Source organism: Paenibacillus doosanensis (genome assembly GCF_025060755.1).
GTDB classification, from domain to species: Bacteria; Bacillota; Bacilli; order Paenibacillales; family NBRC-103111; genus Paenibacillus_S; species Paenibacillus_S doosanensis.
Window position 1 is genome coordinate 165,251 of the sequence record NZ_JANYUY010000004.1, and the last position, 18,778, is coordinate 184,028.

Below are 18,778 nucleotides of genomic sequence, written 5' to 3' on the forward strand. Positions count from 1 at the left end.
GAAAAATAATATCCGGCACCGAATAGAAAGGGGCGCAGCGCCGCATGTCCGTTCCGAAATCAAAGCTTTCTCTCACCCTTATTGTTCTGCTTGTGCTCTCGCTCGGGCTTACCGTGTATTCTCTGTGGAGCTATGGCCAGCGCCCGGCGTCGTCGCTTCCGTCAGGCGCATTCCAGCCGGGAGGAGCGAGCTTCCGCGACGCTCCGGGTGCAAGCGGCTTCGGAAGCGCGCCGAACGCCGGGGCTGCAAGAGGAGGCGGCATTCAAGCCGCTCCGGGTGACGGCGCGCAGCCGCAGCAGAACCCCGGCGGCGGCCGCAGACAGCGCCCGGGGCAGCTGCAGGACGGCAGCGGCAGCGGCAGCGGCTCCGGCCCGGGAGGCTCCGTCAGCGGCCAGGCCGATAGCCGCAGAACGATGCCCGCGGCGGGCGGCGGACGGCCCGGAGGCGCAGCGAGCTCCTCCTCCAAGTATGCCGCGGGGCTCGCCTTGTATGCGGCGATATTTATCGCAGCGGCGGGATGGGCCGCTTACCGGCTGCAGCGCCGCTCGCTCCAGCTTCCCCGGGAGCGCCGCGTACTGCTGCTGGCGTCCTTGCTCGGAGCCGGCTTGCTGCTGCGCATTGCCGCCGCTCCTTGGATTCCCGGCCATACGGACCTGAACTTGTTCAGAAATTGGGCGATGTCCGCAGCCCGCGATTTGAGCGGCTTCTACCTGCACGGCTCAAGCGATTATCCGCCTTTGTATATGTATGTTTTGTATTTGATCGGCAAGCTGGCCTCGCTGACGGCGCTAAGTCCTTACAGCGCGCTGCTGCTTAAGCTTCCGTCGATAGCCGCGGACATCGCTACCGCCTATGTGCTGTACCGGATCGGCCGGAAGCTGCTGTCCTTCGAAGCCGGCTGGCTGATCGCCGCCTTTTATATTTGGAATCCGGCCATCCTGATCAACTCCACGTTTTGGGGGCAGGTCGATTCCTTTTTCACCTTGATCGTTGTCGGAGGGCTGTGGATGCTGGCGAACCGCAACATCGGCCGGGCTTCCGCTCTCCTGGCCGCCGCCGTGCTGATGAAGCCCCAAGGCATCATCTATTTGCCCGTGTTGTTCTTTGAGCTGATTCGGCAGAAACGGCTCAAGCCTTGGCTGATCGCCGCAGGCTCGGCTTTGGCCGTCGCCTTGCCCGTCGTGCTCCCCTTCTCGGCGGGGCAAAGCCCGCTCTGGCTGCTGAAGCTGTATACCGGCACCGTCAATGAGTATCCTTACGCTTCCGTCAATGCATATAATTTCTTTGCCCTGCTGGGCGCAAATTATACGAAGGATACGACGACGCTCCTCTGGTTCGATTACCATACATGGGGCATGGCTATGATTGTGATCGTGACGCTGTATTCCTGGCTGTCCTATGCGAAGGGCGGCGGAACCAAGCTCGGCCCGGCAGCCGCTCTGCTACTAATTGCCGGCGTGTTCACCTTCGCCTCCAGCATGCATGAACGGTACTTGTTCCCCGCGGCCGCGATCGCCCTGCTTGCCTATGCGCTGCTGCGTGACCGCAGGCTCCTGTGGCTGGCCGCCGGCTTCAGCACGACGTCCTTCGTCAATACGTACGATATTTTGTACCATGCCGGAGGCCGCGAGGCTTCCTATAGCTTCACGATGTTCGTTACCGCCGCGGCCAATATCGGCCTCTGCATCTATCTGGCCATCATCCTATGGGACCGCGGCCGCCGCCGCAGCGAACTCGAGCAGCCCGCGCTATCCGCCGGGCCCCCGATCACCCCGCCTAGAACCGGGCCATCGCCGCGCCGCGATGAATCGATTGACAGGTAAAGGCGGCTTCGTTGGGGCCCCCGGCTCGACCGCCTCGGCAATCGGCGCCCCCTCCCGGCCGGAAACATCCCCACGATCCCGGCAAAGCGGATCAGTATCATGTCTTCGGGAACAAATCCCCCAAAAGCCATCCATGCCGCTACGCGGCACCACAGACAATGGAAATGGGGTACCAAGAGTAATTTCCAGGGTAGTGACGTGATGCTCTGAAGCTTATTGCGTCCGCATCCAGCCTAAGCTGGATCGGCGTCTAGGGATCGTTCTATGGGTAGACTTTCCTTTCGGGGGAGCACCCGGATATCCACAGGACATTGCTGCGCATCATTTCCTAAACAAAAATAAAAAGCCGTTAGTATGCGCATAACGCCATCTAACGGCCTTTTTTTGCATGATTAGCCCTTATTGCTCAGCAGCTTCCCCGGAAACGCGAAACACGGGAAGAAGCAGCAGCAGCCCGAGTACAAACATGCCGCCCGCCGCGCCGTACAGCGCCGGAAGCGAGAACGCCTCCTTCAGCGGCCCGGCGGCGCTCATCATCGCGACCATCGCTCCGGTCATCAGAGGCGTCCGGATGCCTGTAACCCTTCCAATGAAGCGTTCCTCCGTATGCTTCATTACCAGCGCGCCGCTTCCGATAAAAATAGCCGGCTGGAGAAGCGCGATAGCAAACTGCGCGAGCATCGCGCTCCACAACGCGGTCGACATGCCCATTGCGGCAATTCCCGCCGCATTGACGGCCAGCCCGGCCGCGAGCAGCTTCTGCGGCGTCCAGCGGGAAGCCAGCCTGAACGCCGCCAGCCCCCCCAGCACCTCTCCGATCCCGTAAGGGATCATCGTCCACTGCAAATCGTCCGCAGGCAAGCCGAGCCGCTCGGTAATAACGAAGACGCCGAGCGGCGAGATAAGCCCGACGCCAAGCCCCACCGCCATAAACGATAAGCTCGTATAGAGCAGCACCGGCTTCTTCGCCGTATAGCGAATCCCTTCCGCCATATCGCGAAGCAAGGAGGCGCCGCCCGAGCCTTCTTCATCTGCGGGAAGGGCCGCATCGCGCGGCACGAAGGCCATCACCGCAGCAGAGCCCAGAAACGCCGCCCCCGTCAGCGCCAGCGACGCCTCGATACCCCAGTGAGCGTAAACGAAGGTACCGAGAACCGGACCGGCGACCATGAACACGGCGAATAACATCTGCAGCAGCGCGATGCACGGCTGCGCCAGCTCGTCCGATACTTGCTGCTTGAACAGCTTCATTCCCGCAGGCTGCGCCAACTGCGACAAGACGGCTGACACGAAGGTCGCCGCGAATACCGCTTGCCACGAGCCGAGCCATAGCGCAGCCATGACGCCGGCGATCGAGACGGCGCTCCCAGCGTCGCATCCGATAATCATCCGTTTCGGCCTCCGCCAACGGTCGGCCAACACGCCCCCGATCAAGGAAAAGAGGAAGATCGGCGCGTACTCCGCCACCGAGATCAGCGATACGGAAGGCGCATCGGCGCCCGTCTTTTCCATGACGAACAATAACACGGCAAGATTGCGCACCCAAATGCCGATTTGGGACAATACATTGGAAATCAATACGGCCCGAATGAAACGGTGACGCCATAGAACGGTATAGGACAAGATGACACGGCTCCTTCCTTATATTGCGACAGATTGGATTTGATGCCGGTTCACAGCATAATCCCTGCCCTAAGGTCAGAGTCAACCGCCAATTTTACTTTGTGCCGGGATGTTGACACTCCTCTTAGGGGAGCCTTTACAATGAGGAAAAACAATGAGGTGATCCGATATGTATACGGTAAAAGAAGTTGCCGGCATGACCAATATTACGGTAAAGACGCTGCATCATTATCATAAAATCGGCCTGCTTGAGCCTTGCCAAATCAGCGAAGCCGGCTACCGGCTGTACGGTATGAAGGAGCTCGAAAGGCTGCAGCAAATTTTATTCTACCGGGAGCTCGACTTCCCTCTCGAACAAATTCAACAGCTTCTGGACCAAGAACCGGAACGGCTGGCGATATTGTCCGCCCAGCAGCTGCTGCTGACCGCGCGGATGGAGCGGCTGCAGCGTCTGCTTGAGACGCTCCGGCTGTCGATCGATCACGCCCGCAAGGGAGAGAAGATGAGCCAAGACGAGATGTTCGCAGGCTTTGCGACGGAGGAGCAGTGGACCGAGGCTCTGGAGGAACAGCGTCAGTATTTGCAGGAGACGTACGACTACGATCTCGCCGAGCAATATCCGGTAGACGTCGCCGAGATGAATGAGCAAGCGGCGGAGGCGAAGCGGTTTATGGACGGGATGGCCGAAGCGCTGCGCAGCGGGCGCAGAGTGGACGATGAGCGGCTTCAAGCACTTATAGAAGATCATTTGGCCTTCTTGAATCGCCATGGCCATGCGATCGGCAAAGCGGATTTTGCCGCTCAGTGCCGCTTCTTCCTCGGCGACGACTTTCACCGGTCCATGCTGGAATCGCAGCAAACCGGACTCGCCTATTATCTTTGCCTCGCGGCGGAGGCATTCGCCCGAGACTTTTGACAGGCAATGTTTCATGTGGAACAATCCCTTGCGGTTGCGCGAAAAAGAACGGCTCTCCTTCCGTCGCCGGGAAAGAACCGTTCTTTTGTTGCTACTTTGCAGCCTGCCGCTTCACAACCGGCGTCTGCGGCCGGCGCTTTATATCTCTAAACCCTACGAACTTCTTGCTCTGCTCGTTCCATACGCGGAATTGCAGCGACTTCAAGCTGCTTCCCAACGTAATCGCCTGCACATCTTGCAGTACCGGGTTCTGATTATGAACCGTTTCCAAGTAATAATTCGGTATCCGCGGACTTAAGTGATGAATATGGTGGAAGCCGATGTTACCGGTAATCCAGTGCAACAGTTTCGGCAGCTTATAGAAGGAGCTTCCCTGCAGAGCAGCCTTGACGTAGTCCCATTCTCCCTCCTGCTCGTAGTAGGTATCCTCGAATTGATGCTGCACGTAAAAAAGCCATATTCCCGCGATGCCCGAGACGAGAAAAATCGGACCCTGCACGAGCAAATACTGCTGCCAGCCGATGAGCCAGCACAGCAGTCCCGCTCCTCCGGCGATTCCCAGGTTCGTCACGTACGTGTTGATACGTTCCTTGGTACTTGCCTTTCTGCGATTAAACCGGTAGTCGATCAAAAAAATGTAGATCGGCCCGATCCCGAACATCATCAGCGGATTGCGGTACATCCGGTACACGAATCGTTTCCATAACGGAAGCGCTACATACTCCTCTACCGTTAGCGTCCAAATATCCCCTGTTCCCCGCTTGCTCAAATTGCCGCTGGTGGCGTGATGCACCGAGTGGCTGTGGCGCCATTGATCATAAGGGCAGCAGGTCAATATACCGGTAATCGTCCCTACGACCTCATTCGCCGTCCGATTTCGAAAAAATGACTTGTGACAACAATCATGGAAAATAATAAAGATTCGGATCAGAAATCCGCCTGCAACTACGGCAAATGCCAGTGTGAGCCAGTACGAAACCGTCAAGCTCAAGTAAGCCAAATACCATAGCGCAAAAAAGGGCACTAGCGTATTGATCATCTGCCACATACTGTGCTTGATATGCGGCCGCTCGTAGGGTGCGATGCTGGATTTCCATCCACCCTGTTCCTCATGAATCATTTGTTGTCGATCTTCCTCTCCCCGAATTCAATCGGAACTCATTTGTGCCCAACGCAAGTAGTACGTAGATTCGAGGAAAAGGTTTCTCCCGCGACCGGCTGCGGGCGGAGGGATTTATTGGGCTTCGATAAACGGTCCCGGCGAAGCCCCAAATTTGTGCCCTTCTGTAACCATTCCGGCCAGTCCTGCAGCGAAAGTATCATAAAGATACTATATTACAAAAAAGTCGCCGCTTGCTTTTTATTATCTAATAACGAATAATAACTAATATGTTATACAAAGTTCCATGACGCTTTGCTTTACTTTCCAGACCGATTAAAGGAGGCTGATTCCGATGTCCGAAAGCCATTCTGTACCGGTAGTAAAAAGCACCTTTCAACGCATTCCCTTATCCGTACTGGATCTGGCGCCGATCGTCTCAGACGGTACGCCGGCAGATTCCTTTCGCAATACGCTTGATTTAGCCCGGCATGCCGAAGAGTGGGGCTATCACCGCTACTGGCTGGCGGAGCACCATAATATGCCCGGGATCGCCAGCTCGGCCACCTCGCTGGTGATCGGCTACGTAGCCGCCGGCACTTCGACGATCCGCGTAGGCTCCGGCGGCATTATGCTGCCTAACCACGCCCCTCTCGTCATCGCCGAGCAATTCGGCACGCTGGAATCGATGTATCCCGGCCGTATCGATCTGGGTCTGGGCCGGGCGCCCGGTTCCGACCAGTTAACGGCGCGCGCGCTGCGCCGCGGTCTCGGCACGACCGGTCATGAGTTCCCCGACCTGCTGGACGAGCTGCGCTCTTATCTCGAGCCGCATCAGGAAGGGCGGCCGACCGGCCTGCGAGCCGTTCCCGGGGAAGGTCTCGACATCCCGATCTGGCTGCTCGGCTCCAGCGGATTCAGCGCCCAGCTGGCCGCGCAGCTCGGGCTTCCGTTCGCTTTCGCCAGCCATTTCGCTCCCGACTTCGTCCTGCAAGCGCTCGAGCTGTACCGCAGCCACTTCCAGCCTTCGGAAGTGCTGGATAAGCCGTATGCAATGATCGGATTGAACGTCTTCGCCGCGGATACGGACGAGGAAGGACGAAGACTGGCCACGTCGCAGGAACAGCAGTTTTTGAACCTGATCCGCGGCGGAACCGGTCCGCTCAAGCCTCCCGTAGACAATATGGACGAATTGTGGACCCCGCACGAGAAAGAAACGGTTCGCAGACAGCTCAGCTACACGATCGCCGGAAGCAAAAGCACGGTCCGGGAGAAGCTGCAGTCCGTGCTCGAATTAACCGGCGCCGACGAATTTATTATTTCCGCACAAATCTACGACCATCAGGCGCGTCTGCGCTCGTATGAGCTTATCGCGGAAATTGCCCGGGAGAGCTCGGCCTCCTGAAGCTGCCGCAATCCGAAGCCTTAAGCCCGAGCGGGGCAAGCAATCTAGCGCCTTCCTGCCTCTACCTGCCTGCCCGCTCGCAGCAGCCGGTTACGCCCGATCCCGGGCGGCAACCGGTTTTTTGGCGTTTTTTTCTAAAAAGGCGGTGATTTCGTCGTGTCCTGCGGTCGAAAGTGGTTCCCGCTTGCGCTGCTCCAACGCTCTATCGATCGCAGGATGCTCGTTTGTTGAAATTCGATGTCCTATTCCCTCTTCATGCTCCATTAACGTGTCTGTTTAGACAATAGCTTGGCTTCAGGCGAGGATTTTATCGCGCAAATAGCACTTTCAAACACTTCCCCCAACCATCTTTCTCGAGAGGGGTGCTCAAGCGGTCTGGAAGGGAGCTGCAGGAGGTGCAGCCCCCGGAACCTAGCATCGAACCGTTTCTAAGTTTTACGGACACCAGGGAGCTAAATTCATCGTAAACAGACGTTTGTTAATCGCAAACGGACATCACGGCGCTTACATAGCTCCGAGCTGCTTTCTATGGAGGCTTTGCCAACAAATAGCTGCAGCTGTGTCCGTTAGGAATCCAAAATGGCCGATATGGTTTATATAACGGCCGCTGTGTCCGTTGCGAGTGCACTGCGCCACTGTAGAAGCGTCGCCCTTGATTCACTTCGACTCAATCGCGCCCTCCGTCCATATGCGCCGCATAATATCCAAAGCCGTTTCCTCCGGAGTTTGCTCCGAGGTATCCAGCCACAGCCCGATCCGCGGGGTTTCGCCCCGCAGCACATCGTCCAGCTCCTGGACGGTCCATATGCCGTAGCCCTTTTTCTCCCGGCCCGCTTCTCTCTGCGCCACGACCTCCGGCCGCGGGCAAAGCACGGCCGTGTACAGCGGCCGATGCGCCACAAGCCGGACAAACTCGCTCAGCAGCCGGCCGACGATCACATCCTGAACGATGACGGTAAAGCCGTCGGCTGCATAAGCATCGGCCGCCTGCGCGGCCAGCCGGTATCGCAAGCGCAGCTGCGCAAGATCGGCGTCGGCCGAATCCGGGCGCACCTCCTGGCGGTTGTTGACAATCATCTTGCGGAATGTATCGCCGCGCAGATGGACCGACTTCTCGAACCGCTCCGCCAACAGCTGCGCTACCGTCGATTTACCGCTCGCCATAATTCCGGTTACGATAATGATGCAAGGTTGATCCACGGTCCAATCACCTTCCCTTCTGACCGTCACTTTACTTCATTGTAACTCGTATCTGCCGTCGTAGAAGGGAAAGTTTCCTTGTAGTCAAGTCCTCGTTTACACCTTAATCTGCTTGACGGCCTCCCGCATATCGTGCGTCATCCCGCTTAAAGCCGCCGCCGAATCGGCGATCTGCTTGACGACATCCAACTGCGTATCGGTCAATGCGCGAATTTCACGCGTCTGATCGGATGAGGCTTTGGCGATATCGGCAATGCCGACGACCGACGCGGCGACCTCCTCCGATCCGGCGTACATCTGCTCCGTGGCGGCGGATATATCGTGAATCTGCTCCGAGACGAATCGGAACATTTCCACCACCCGGGTAAGCGATTCTTCCGCCGCCCCGGACAATTCGGTACCCGCCTTTATTTCGCGGGCCCCGCTTTCCATCGCTTCGCTGATTCGAAGCGATTCGTTCTGTACATTGTGCAGCAGCGTGGAGATCAGCTGCGCCGAATCGGACGCATCCTCCGCCAGCTTCCTCACCTCTCCCGCCACAACGGCGAAGCCAGCCCCGTGCTCGCCGGCCCTTGCCGCTTCGATGGAAGCGTTCAGCGCCAGCAGCTTTGTCTGATTGGCAATATCCGAAATGGCCGTGAGAACGCCTTCGATTTCGCGCGAGTGGTCGCGCAGCACGGTAACCCGACCCACCGTTTCTTCGGCAGCGGAGGCAATCGTATGAATTTGCCGATTCATCTGCCGGATCGTCTCTCTGCCCGTCTCGGCGTTCTCAAGCGCTTTCAGGGAAGCATCGGACACTGTTAGCGAAGCTTCCGATATACGCTGGATGGCTGTCGCCATTTCCTCCATGGAGCGGCTGCTTTCATCCGAGCTTAAGCTCTGGGCTTGCGCTCCGTCGGCTACCCGGCCTACGGCTTTATTGACGCGTGTGTTCATCTCCAGCACCTGCTGCGCTTCCGCGGTAAAGCGGTCCGAGGAGAGAACCAACTGCTCGGACGTCTGCGAGATGTTCGATACGATCTTGCCGATGATGGCGTTCAGGCCGGAAGACATCTGCGTCATCGCCTGATAGACCGCTCCAATCTCATCGGAGGAACGAACCGGATGATCCTGCAGCAGCTGGCTCGCCCGTCCCAGCTCCCCTACGGCAATGCTCTCGGCGCCGGATACGATCCATTTCAACGGGCTGAGCGCGCGGACCAGCACCCATGCGACCAAGCCAAGGCCCGCTAGCGTCATCAAGATAAGCAGTACATAATACGGGATGCCGTCCTTAATTACGCTGGCAGCAATCGAATCGACAACGGCAGCGTCCGTATCGATACCGAGCACCCCGATAACGCTTCCGTCGGCGCGGACAATAGGGGCATAGGACGATATATATTTGCCGTACTGCGGATTATCGATAATCGGGGAGCTGGTCGTCTCTCCCTTCAGCAGAACGTCTACGGATTCAGGGGAAATATCGGTAACTTCGTTAATCGGAGAAGCGGCGTCCGAATCCTTCGGTTGTCCGTCAATCATAATGAGCGGGCGCCGGCTTTCGTCGATACGAACGACATAAACGTATAGCGCTCCAATCTCCTTGCGGAACAGATCCATTTCCTGACGGATCGACCAATATGTATCATTTTCCTCGGGATTCTTCATGAACTGCTCCAGTCTAGCTGCATCCAGTTGCTTGGAATAGCTGTCTGCCATCCGGATGCCGTAACTGGCAATAACCTTCTCGGCTGCCGTTTCGGTATTACGGACTTGCATATACAAGTATCCCGCCGATAATACGATAATGACTGCCATCACCGCAGCGGCGATCCGCAATGCCAGCCTTTTTCTAATCGAAGCAAACCATTTCATTAGTTTTTTACGCTCCTTCTAGGTCGATATGACTACCATTTTCATCGCTTCGATTCAATTCGACATCATCTTCCAATCCCCTTCCCAATACAACAAAAAAGACCGTTATCGGTCTTCTCTCCGATTTCGGCCTTTCTCCCGGCGTCCTCATTATTCCTTCTACAGCCAGCTTACCGGCTTCGTATGCACTTTGGGAACCCTCATTTTACGTAAAAAGCTCTGCTTCTGCTTCTGTTCCAGAATCCGCTTGACTCCGTAAATAAGCAGCTTCGGCCTCATTTCATCCTGATAGCTGAGCTGCTGAAGCTCTTTGTAAAACTGCTGGTTAACATGATCCATCGTTTTCATCGTGTATGTTAACTCCCTCATGTTGTGACAATAAATTCGTCTTAGTTATAGTCGATAGCTGACGACAGTGGAATTTTCAGTACACTGCCTTCCTTAAGCGGATTATTTTCGTCCAAATGATTGAAGCTCGCAATAAACGACGCATGCTTGGCAGATTGATAATATTCCTTGGAGATGCTTGACAGTGTCTCGCCCTTCTTGACGGTATGATCGTGCACCGAGAAATCATAGTCCGGCAGCTTGATCGTTTTCTCTATGGGAAGCTGAGGAATCGTCAGCTTGTCTCCGGCCTTCAGATCGGCCGTTTTTTTGATGTGATTGCTGTCTGCGATCAAAGAAACGTATTGAGGCGAACGATAAAACTGGACCGACAGACTGAATAAAGTATCGCCTGCCTTGACGATATAGCTCGCAGGCAGCTGAACCGCTTTATCGGATTTGGACGCACTGTCCGTTTTCTCTGCGTTATCGGCGCTGCCGGGATTATCCGCTTTGGCCGTGTCGGAGGTCTGGAGCGATTCCTTCGAAAGCCCCTCTGCCTTAAGCGGAGCCTGCAATGAGGACGATGGCGATGGCGATGGTGACGGGGAAGGCGATGCCGGAGCTGCCTTCTCGGCGCTCTTGCTCTTGGCCTCCTTGGATTTATTGCCGGAAGCCCCTTCCGTAACGACGGTGTCTTTAGCGGGCTTATCGCTTTGAACCTGCTTCGGCTTCGCCTGAGACAGGTCGCGGACAACCGCGGAGGATTTGCTCCCGCCTTCTGCCGAGCGGACGGTCGATCCCGCTTCCTGCGCGCTGCCGACGGTCTGAACATCCGCTGCGTCTGCTTCCGCCTGCACTCTCGTCGGCTGGTAATCTGCGGTACCCGGCTGCTCCGATTCGGCAGAAGCGGCGTACGCCAGCGAGGAACCGGCCAATGTCTTCGTTCCGGTCTTGACGGGGGCTTGCTCGGCGGCTTCCGTCTTCGTCAGGCCCGATTCAGCGGAAACCATCGCAATAGCCCCACCGACAATCGCGGTTCCAAGCAGTACGGAGACCACCGTATATAACCGTCTCGATTTCTTTTTGGCATGCAGCACGGTTCGGCTTTGATCCGAAAGAAGCGCCTTTTCTTCCGTTAAGGATTCGACTGCCGAATGTTTGTGATTATTCTCCATCATTCCCTACCTCCATTATCGTAGCTGACCGAGCGTTAATCCCGCAGAAGGCCCCACAAAGCGGCTGCCAAGGCACCGACAAACAAAACAACGCCTGTCATGATCCAAAGAAACTCACTATTGCTCAAGGACCTCATCCCCCTAACCTGCTTTACCATCATCCTGCAATTGGAGACCGGTTCGACGCTCATATAGGACTTACGATCTATTCTTTTATTGATTATAACAAATAAATCTTAAAGAAATCTCAAAAACCGACATTTTGTGTCAAATTTAACAAAAAAACAGCCCGTTTTATAATTCCAACGTCCTATATTTAGACAAAAACCGAGTAGTCATAGGGATCTACGTCTTTTGATTCCAAGCATCGGCCAGACGATCCTTCAGCAGATACGGCGGTTCAATCCCCAATTCCTGAATGTAAGCCGCTTTAAAACGTTTGTAATGCTTCTCGGCTCGGTCTGTCCTGCCCAGCCTTAGGTAAAGCTCCACCATCTCCTGATTGATTTCCTCATGCAGAGGATAATTGTACAAGCAAGCCTGTATCCTCTTCTCTGCCTGCTTGAGATCGCCCGCGGACAAATCGCGCTTCACCAATGCCCGCACAAAAGCGATATATAATTCGCCGTAGGCTTCTTCCATTCGCGACTTCCAGAAGTACCCTTTCTTATCGAACAGAGGGCCCTTATACATAGAGTACAACCGCTCCATCAACGGATTCGCTTCCCCCTCTTTCAGACAGCCGTCCCCGTACTGCTGGAATTCCAGCAGGTCGTACAAATATGTTCCCGTATGCAGCATGTATCCGGTATTTTTCTTTTGAATCACCATTTCAATCTCATGCTCACGTAGTATCTTTTTCAAACGGTATATCGTATTGTGCAAGTTATGGGATGCCCTTTCTTCGTCCATATCCCCCCACAGCAGATCGGCCAGATGCCATTTGTTTAAAATCTGCCCCGGATGGCACAGGAAATAGGCGAATAGCTCCTCCGTTTTCCTTGTAGGCCAGCGAACGGGAATCCCGTCGGCATTGACAACCTCGAACCCTCCGAAGCATTGGATCGATACGGAACGCTTCATTTCGCCGGTCTGCAGCAAGCCCCTCTTCTTCGCCAGCCTTTGAGCAACCTTATCGATGGCTGCAGGGGTAACCGGCTTTAATAAATAGTCGAAGGCGTTCACTCCAAACGCATCCAGCGCATACTGTTTATACGCCGTTGTAAAGATAATTTCCGTTTGATCGGATATTTCGTTAATTTTTCCGGCAAGCTCCAAGCCGCTCATTTTCGGAATTTCCACATCAAGAAAAGCGACGTCCGGTCTCAAGCTCTCCCACTGGGCAAGAGCCTCCGCCGGGTTGGTAAAGACTCCGACAATCGAGTAAAACCCATTCTGAGAGATGATATGCTTCATCAAATCCAATATGGGCTTCTCGTCCTCCACAATAACGACACTAAACAGCTTTCTCCCTCTTCCCTTCATAATATGGCTCCCTCTAGCTCACCGAAATCGGTTAGAGGCAGCTGCATTCTAACCTTGGTCCCTCTGCCGGGCTCCGAGCTGATTTGGAGCGTCGCGCCGGGAATCCCTTCGAACCTCTTGCGAATATTGGGAATGCCGATACCCCGCCTCCGATGCCGCGTCTCGCTCACAGGCTCCGCCGGCTGGTCTGTCATACCGACCCCATCATCCTCTATTATAATGACCATCGTTTCGCCGACCGTCTCGATCTGAAGCAGGACCGTTCCATGCTCTTCTTTCTCGAACAAGCCGTGGCGAATGGCGTTTTCCACGAACGGCTGAATACAGAGGGAGGGCACGCTATGCATCTCCACCCCGTCCTCCACGACAATAAAAAAGTCAAACCGCTCCCCGAAACGGGCTTTCTCAATTTCAACGTAAGCTTCAACCAGCTCCAGTTCCCGGTGCAGCGGTACAAAAGAGGTCGGACGGCCGGCATCCAGAATATAACGCAAATATTGGCTGAGCATCGTTAACAGATGAGCCGCTTTTTCTCCGTCGGTATAGCAAAACGAGATCACGCTGCTCAGCGCGTTATACAGAAAATGCGGTTTTATTTGCGCCTGATGAAATGCCTGCTCATGGCGGACGGCTTCCTGCAAAGAAATTTTCCTTGAGATGAGCGTCTGTATTCTCGCCGTTAATGTCTGCGCATCAAAGGGCTTGGTAATATAATCGTTGGCTCCCGCCCTGTACCCGAGAGCGATATCCTGAGGAGAATCTTTGACCGTAGCGAATATAATCGGCAAATCGAGTACGGAATACTGCTTGCGCAGCATGCGGCACAGCTCGATACCGGAAATCTCCGGCATCATGACGTCGAGAAGAATCAGGTCGATGACAGCCGAATGCTTATGTACCTTCTCCAGAGCTTCCTTGGCGGAAAAAGCGACGACGACGTTATAATGATGCCGCCTCAGAATGTTGAACAAGATGTGGACATTCGCGGCTTCGTCATCGACCACCAGAATGGTGTGCCCCTGCTGCCCCAGCGCATCTTGTACGGCTTGCGGCTGTTCTACCCGCTCCTCGCCATAACGGAGCATACCGGCGCGAGCGGCATCGGAACAACCCGCGGGCTGCTGCGCAGCGGGCAAGCTAAAGGCAATACGGGCCCCGCGGCCCTCTTCCGACCAATCGACCCAAATTTCCCCTTGCATTCGCTCAATAAGGCTTCGGCTAATGTACAAGCCGACTCCCATACCTGAATAGCTGTCGCTGAATCGGTGCTCATCATGCTGCTCCAGAAATATCGACTCGAGCTTCTCCGCTCTGATTCCCGTGCCCGTGTCTTCGACGAAAATAATGATCTTCTCCCCATCAACCCTCGAACGGACTTGAATCCGGCCTTTGCTCGTATGCTTCATTGCATTATGCACCAGATTGTACATAACTTGGCGCAGCCTGTTCTCGTCCGCCTGCACCCAAATATCGTCGCCGACCCGATTGTCCAGCTGCACCTGCTTGCCCGCCAGCTCGAACCGGAGCACATCGAAGACGATTTGCACCAAAGGTTTCATATCGACCGCGGCGGGCTGCAGCCGGAGCTCCCCGTGCTTCAGACGGGACACATCGATCAAGTCGTGGATCAGCATGGACAGCTTGACCGAAATATCCTTAACCAACAGCAAATTCTGTCTTTGATGGGATGACAGCGGGCTGCCCTCTTCTTCTAACAGATGCGATACAATGTTCATGATCCCGTGCAGCGGCGTTTTGATTTCGTGAGAGGTTTGCGTCAAAAACTCGTCCTTTCGTTCATTCAAAGCCGTCATTTGCCGGGACAGCGTCTTGCTCTTCTCGTAGGCGTTAGCGAAGCGAAGCGCCAGCAGCACATTCATGCAAATAATAAAACCGATAATGCCCAGCTTGCCCATGATGTCGGATTTCAGCACATTTTCCGAATACAATATTCCATCTACCAGAAAACATATCAATCCGAAGATCGCCCCGAACAACAGCGCCAGCTCGCTTCGTCCCAGCGAATCTTGACGCTTAACCCCGTACAAGTAGACCATTCTCCCGATCATATAGAGACCTGCAAACCCCAAGTACAGAACGAAAACGTATTTCACTTCCGTCATCACGCCGTAAGGGAGCAAAATCACGGCAGCCAAATAGACGACCATCGGAGCTATCATCCATTTCATTTGGCGCGGCGACATCAACCGGGTATCGATCGTGCAGAAAAACATCGTACTGAAGATTCCGCTGAGAAATTCGCCGATTTCCAGCAGCTTGTAAAAAAAGCCGAACGGGAGCTCCGGGAATGTTCTTTGCAGCAGCTTTTCGCCGAACAGAAGCTGGCAAAGCAGCAGGGAGAGCAGATACAAGCCGCTGAGCAGATACGTCTTCTCCCTTCTCCCGAGGAAGTAAAAGCCGAGATGGTAAGCCCCGAACATACCGAGAACAAGGATCACGGCAATATCGGCGCCAAGCTGAATCGCATCAAGCTGCGCTATATCCGCAGGCAAACCGAGTTGGATGGAATTGACGATTCCCCCGGTTACATAGTCGTAGTTGGCCGCTTGAATAATGATTTCGAGATCGTGATTTTCGGTATGAAAAAAAGTGCTGTACGGGGTATTGGCCGGTCGATGCGCAGCCGGTTCCGCCGCAGGAACTCCGCTGCTCCCCAGCAGGCGGCCATCGATATATAACCGGTGCGACATTCGCACGCTCGCTACTTTCAGCCCCAGCATGTCTACCGAATCATCCAGCTTGACGGTTAACCTATAGGTTCCGAAGCCTTTTCGGCTCATTCCTCCTTCGGGCGTTTGGCCCCTCCATGTACCCGGCACGGTCAAATAAGCGGCTTCCGGACGCACCTTCCCGTTAAAGCTGGACGGCTCCAACAGCTCGCCTTCGTAGAACTCCCATTCTCCGTCAAGAGTGACACGGCCCTGACTTTGAAAATCCCATCCGGTGAGATCGAGAACTCCTTTCTTAGCCGGCATCGCTTGCCGATTCGGCATCGATTCGACATAAACGCTAATAAATACTAAAATAGACAGGGTGAAAAGAAGCATAATACCGAAGAGTCTGCGATTACTCCAAATGTTCAACGTCGATTCCCTTCCTTGCCTGACAGCAGTAGTGATTGTGATTGTATCATTTCATAAATAGAAGCAAGTCACAACCGTCAAAAGGGCGATACTTACCTCATTGTACCGAACAACACTCCCAAAATTCTCACAAAATCCCGGTATTCCCATAGAAACAACCCGTATTCCTCAGGAATACGGGTTGTTACGGGACTTTATACCTATTTCAATTGTTTCATAGCGTATGTATGCCGGTCGTTCTCCTTCTTCAGCTCGGCATTGTAATCCTCTTTCAGTTGGGAGAGCTGTTCCTTCAGCGATTCCAGCTGCTGCTGGGCCACTCCCTTGGCGTAAATCCGGTCGATCTCCGCCTGATTGTCCGTCAGCTGCTTCTCCAGCTCGGCCATGGCCGTCTCCGCGGCCTTGGAGCTGCTGGAGGTGAGAGCGTTGATTTTGTTTAAAATTTCCGTCTCCTTATCCCGCGCCTCAGCCAAAGCTTTATCATAGGTGGCCTGGCTGGAGTAAGCTCCCGGGTTATTCTTGCGGAGCTGAGCAACCTGATCGTCCAGTTCCTTCTTGCTTTGATTATAACGCTCCTTGATGTCGTTGACCGCCTGATCGTGACGCTCGTTCTCCTTATTGCGCGGATCGGTCGGCGAAGAAGGATTCGTATTGGGCAGCACGCTGGTTTCGTCGGTCATTTCGACTTTGCTTACCAGCACATCGTTCGTATATTCGCTGACCGAGAGCAGCGTGCCCTTCTTATCGTAATAATTGATCATGCCGTTTTTCATATCGTTTTTAAAATCGCCGACGACGGTCTCCCCCTTCGAGGTTGTGAAGGTTCCTTTGCCTTCCCGGACGCCCTCCGCGAAGTCGCCCTCGTAGGCATCGCCGTTTTTATAAACCAGTTTGCCGCTGCCGCTCGGCAGGTCGCTTGCGAAGGAGCCGGTATACTTGTCGCCGTTAGCGTAATATAAAGTACCGTTCACACGCTCGCCGTTCGAGAAGGTTCCGGAGAAGATCACGCTGCCGTCCGCGCCGACGACCTTCCCTTTGCCTTCAGGTACGCCGCCGACCAGCTGCCCCGTATACTTGTCGCCGTTCGGATACTCGTAATCCCCTTTCTCCGTCTTCGGGGAATCCGTTCCTCCGACCCCTCCCGAGCTCGTGCTTGAAGGACCGCCGTCGACCGAACCGGAGCTGGTACTGCTCGAGCCTTTGCGGCTTTTCAAATAGGCGGTTGAGCTGCTTTGAACCCAGTTCACATCCTTGCCGCTCGCCTCGCTGACGAATCTTAGCGGCACCAGCGTATTGCCTTCCACCAGCCGGGGCGCCAGCTCCAGCGTGCTCGTAACGTCGTTCACCGAAGCCTCCGTATCGTCGATCACAAGCCGGATCGTCAGCCCCTCCTTCGTTCCCGTTACCGTCTGCGTCTCTTCATCCCAGCCGACCTCCAGACCCAGCTTCTCGAAAATCGGCCGGAACGGAACCAGCGTCGTACCGTTCTCCAGCACCGGGTCGACTTCAAACTTAATTTGTTTGTTGTCGAGAAACACGCGGATCGGCTTGTCCGCCGCCGCGGCCTCCCCCGGCTTCGGCAATAGCAGCGCTCCCGATAACAAGCAAGCGGACAGCAAGGCATACCTGAGCTTCATGTCAATTCCCCCCCATATTGTTCCTTTGGCTACTATTTTACAATATTCTACAGATTGTGTCGAAAAAAGTATTGAAGCCGGCCGCTTTCCCAGTAGATTCGGCTTGTCATAAGACTCGCGGTTATGTCAATATCAATACTATCAGGTTACCAGAAGGGGTTAGGACCCATGAATTTTCAGCAGCTTGTCGCCGTCATTCCCGTTTTCGAACGAATCGAAACCCGCCGCGCCTCCGCAACCATCGAAAGCCCGCCGGATACCCATATGCTGATCGTCGTGCTCCGCGGACACGTTACTATCGCTTCCCGCGGCCGGGAACCCTTCGTCTTTACGCAAGGCTATGCCTGCCGTCCGGATTACGGCCCGCACACCGTTCAAGTGCCCAAAACCAAAGAAGCCGAATATGCCGTCATCTTCTACCGCGTGCTGCCGGAGAACAGCGAATGGTCGCTGCACGGCCCGCAGTATCATCGGGACCAAGCATCAGTGGCTGATTTCGCTTGCGGCTCTGATCGGAGCCGATCTGATGCTGCTGGGCGACTGCCTCGGCCGCATTCTGATCATCCCGCGCGAGGTTCCCGTCGGCGTCATGACCGCCGTCATCGGCGCTCCTTACTTCGTCTATCTGCTGCGCCGGGAACGCATGCGGCGGCTCCGGTAGACGAAGCATCGTCCGCCAGCCACAAGAGCGGGCTCGGGACGGGTACGTATCCGCCCCGGGACCCGCAAACAAAAGGCTCATGCCGCCCGTGACGATTCGGGGGCATGAGCCTCTTCGTGCTGCGCCTTAATCGGCATCCGTGACGATGCCGTGTTCCATCAAGTAATCCATCTCCAGATTAAGAATCGTATCGACGGTCAGCTCGTCCAGCTTCACATCGGGACGGGACATGACATAATCGACGATATCGTCGCTATCGATGTCGACCTCGCCTTTGGCGTTCGCCTTGGCCTTGTCGATAAAGGCTTGCTCGTGCTTCAGAACGAGCTTGATGGCTTTGACGTCGACCTTCGTTTTTTGGGCCAGAAATTGCAAGAGCTCCTGCTCGTTAAACGTTTCGCTCATGGGTGACTCCCCTTCCTGCTTATAAGCTTGGCTTCTATTTGCATGCGGCTGAAAC

Annotated in this window: 15 protein-coding genes and 1 pseudogene; 4 read left to right on the forward strand and 12 right to left on the reverse strand. The window is 55.1% G+C overall.

Going from position 1 to position 18,778, the window contains the following annotated elements; all coding sequences use genetic code 11:
* The first annotated feature begins 44 nt into the window (after positions 1-44).
* Positions 45-1,823 carry a putative hexosyltransferase gene (locus N0M98_RS05825; RefSeq protein ID WP_259617214.1) on the forward strand — a complete coding sequence of 593 codons (1,779 nt, stop codon included), beginning with the start codon at positions 45-47 and terminating at the stop codon, positions 1,821-1,823.
* A 399-nt stretch (positions 1,824-2,222) separates the two neighbouring features.
* Here N0M98_RS05825 and N0M98_RS05830 read toward each other — a convergent pair whose 3' ends face one another.
* Entirely contained in the window at positions 2,223-3,446 is a 1,224-nt protein-coding gene (locus N0M98_RS05830) for an MFS transporter (protein ID WP_310943209.1), read from the reverse strand.
* Positions 3,447-3,615: 169 nt separating this feature from the next.
* Between N0M98_RS05830 and N0M98_RS05835 the strand changes: the two genes are divergently transcribed.
* Positions 3,616-4,362 (forward strand): MerR family transcriptional regulator, encoded by a 747-nt coding sequence (locus N0M98_RS05835; RefSeq protein WP_259617215.1) that lies wholly within the window; start codon positions 3,616-3,618, stop codon positions 4,360-4,362.
* A 91-nt stretch (positions 4,363-4,453) separates the two neighbouring features.
* On the opposite strand, the gene desA is transcribed toward N0M98_RS05835, so the two are convergent.
* Positions 4,454-5,482, reverse strand: a complete 1,029-nt coding sequence (gene desA / locus N0M98_RS05840) for a Delta(5) desaturase DesA (protein WP_259617216.1) — start codon at positions 5,480-5,482, stop codon at positions 4,454-4,456.
* Positions 5,483-5,816: 334 nt separating this feature from the next.
* On the opposite strand from desA, the gene N0M98_RS05845 reads away from it, so the two are divergent.
* Positions 5,817-6,866 (forward strand): LLM class flavin-dependent oxidoreductase, encoded by a 1,050-nt coding sequence (locus N0M98_RS05845; protein WP_249860420.1) that lies wholly within the window; start codon positions 5,817-5,819, stop codon positions 6,864-6,866.
* A gap of 90 nt (positions 6,867-6,956) precedes the next feature.
* On the opposite strand, the gene N0M98_RS05850 is transcribed toward N0M98_RS05845, so the two are convergent.
* The 9 genes from N0M98_RS05850 to N0M98_RS05890 all read right to left on the reverse strand — a co-directional run bounded on the left by N0M98_RS05850 (position 6,957) and on the right by N0M98_RS05890 (position 17,993).
* Complete coding sequence (locus N0M98_RS05850; protein WP_249860419.1) at positions 6,957-7,130, reverse strand: hypothetical protein; 174 nt, start codon at positions 7,128-7,130, stop codon at positions 6,957-6,959.
* 393 nt (positions 7,131-7,523) lie between these two features.
* Positions 7,524-8,066 (reverse strand): phosphotransferase-like protein, encoded by a 543-nt coding sequence (locus N0M98_RS05855; protein ID WP_259617217.1) that lies wholly within the window; start codon positions 8,064-8,066, stop codon positions 7,524-7,526.
* A 96-nt stretch (positions 8,067-8,162) separates the two neighbouring features.
* On the reverse strand, positions 8,163-9,926 hold the full coding sequence (locus N0M98_RS05860) for a methyl-accepting chemotaxis protein (protein ID WP_259617218.1): 1,764 nt from the start codon (positions 9,924-9,926) through the stop codon (positions 8,163-8,165).
* Positions 9,927-10,085: 159 nt separating this feature from the next.
* Positions 10,086-10,274 (reverse strand): hypothetical protein, encoded by a 189-nt coding sequence (locus N0M98_RS05865; RefSeq protein WP_259617219.1) that lies wholly within the window; start codon positions 10,272-10,274, stop codon positions 10,086-10,088.
* Between the two features lie 41 nt (positions 10,275-10,315).
* A complete protein-coding gene (locus tag N0M98_RS05870) occupies positions 10,316-11,434 on the reverse strand; it encodes a LysM peptidoglycan-binding domain-containing protein (RefSeq protein WP_259617220.1) in 1,119 nt (372 codons plus the stop codon).
* 342 nt (positions 11,435-11,776) lie between these two features.
* Positions 11,777-12,916, reverse strand: a complete 1,140-nt coding sequence (locus tag N0M98_RS05875; protein ID WP_249860415.1) for a response regulator — start codon at positions 12,914-12,916, stop codon at positions 11,777-11,779.
* Complete coding sequence (locus tag N0M98_RS05880) at positions 12,913-16,020, reverse strand: sensor histidine kinase (RefSeq protein ID WP_259617221.1); 3,108 nt, start codon at positions 16,018-16,020, stop codon at positions 12,913-12,915. Before N0M98_RS05880 ends, N0M98_RS05875 begins: the two co-directional genes overlap by 4 nt.
* Positions 16,021-16,220: 200 nt before the next feature.
* On the reverse strand, positions 16,221-17,657 hold the full coding sequence (locus tag N0M98_RS05885; RefSeq protein ID WP_259617222.1) for a stalk domain-containing protein: 1,437 nt from the start codon (positions 17,655-17,657) through the stop codon (positions 16,221-16,223).
* 159 nt (positions 17,658-17,816) lie between these two features.
* Positions 17,817-17,993: a hypothetical protein gene (locus N0M98_RS05890; RefSeq protein WP_259617223.1), complete on the reverse strand. Its 177-nt coding sequence runs from the start codon at positions 17,991-17,993 to the stop codon at positions 17,817-17,819.
* 121 nt (positions 17,994-18,114) lie between these two features.
* On the opposite strand from N0M98_RS05890, the pseudogene N0M98_RS05895 reads away from it, so the two are divergent.
* Positions 18,115-18,318 (forward strand): annotated as a pseudogene (locus N0M98_RS05895) (iron chelate uptake ABC transporter family permease subunit); the annotation flags it as partial.
* Positions 18,319-18,444: 126 nt separating this feature from the next.
* On the opposite strand, the gene N0M98_RS05900 reads toward N0M98_RS05895, so the two are convergent.
* On the reverse strand, positions 18,445-18,723 hold the full coding sequence (locus N0M98_RS05900; RefSeq protein WP_259617224.1) for a hypothetical protein: 279 nt from the start codon (positions 18,721-18,723) through the stop codon (positions 18,445-18,447).
* Positions 18,724-18,778 lie beyond the last annotated feature (55 nt).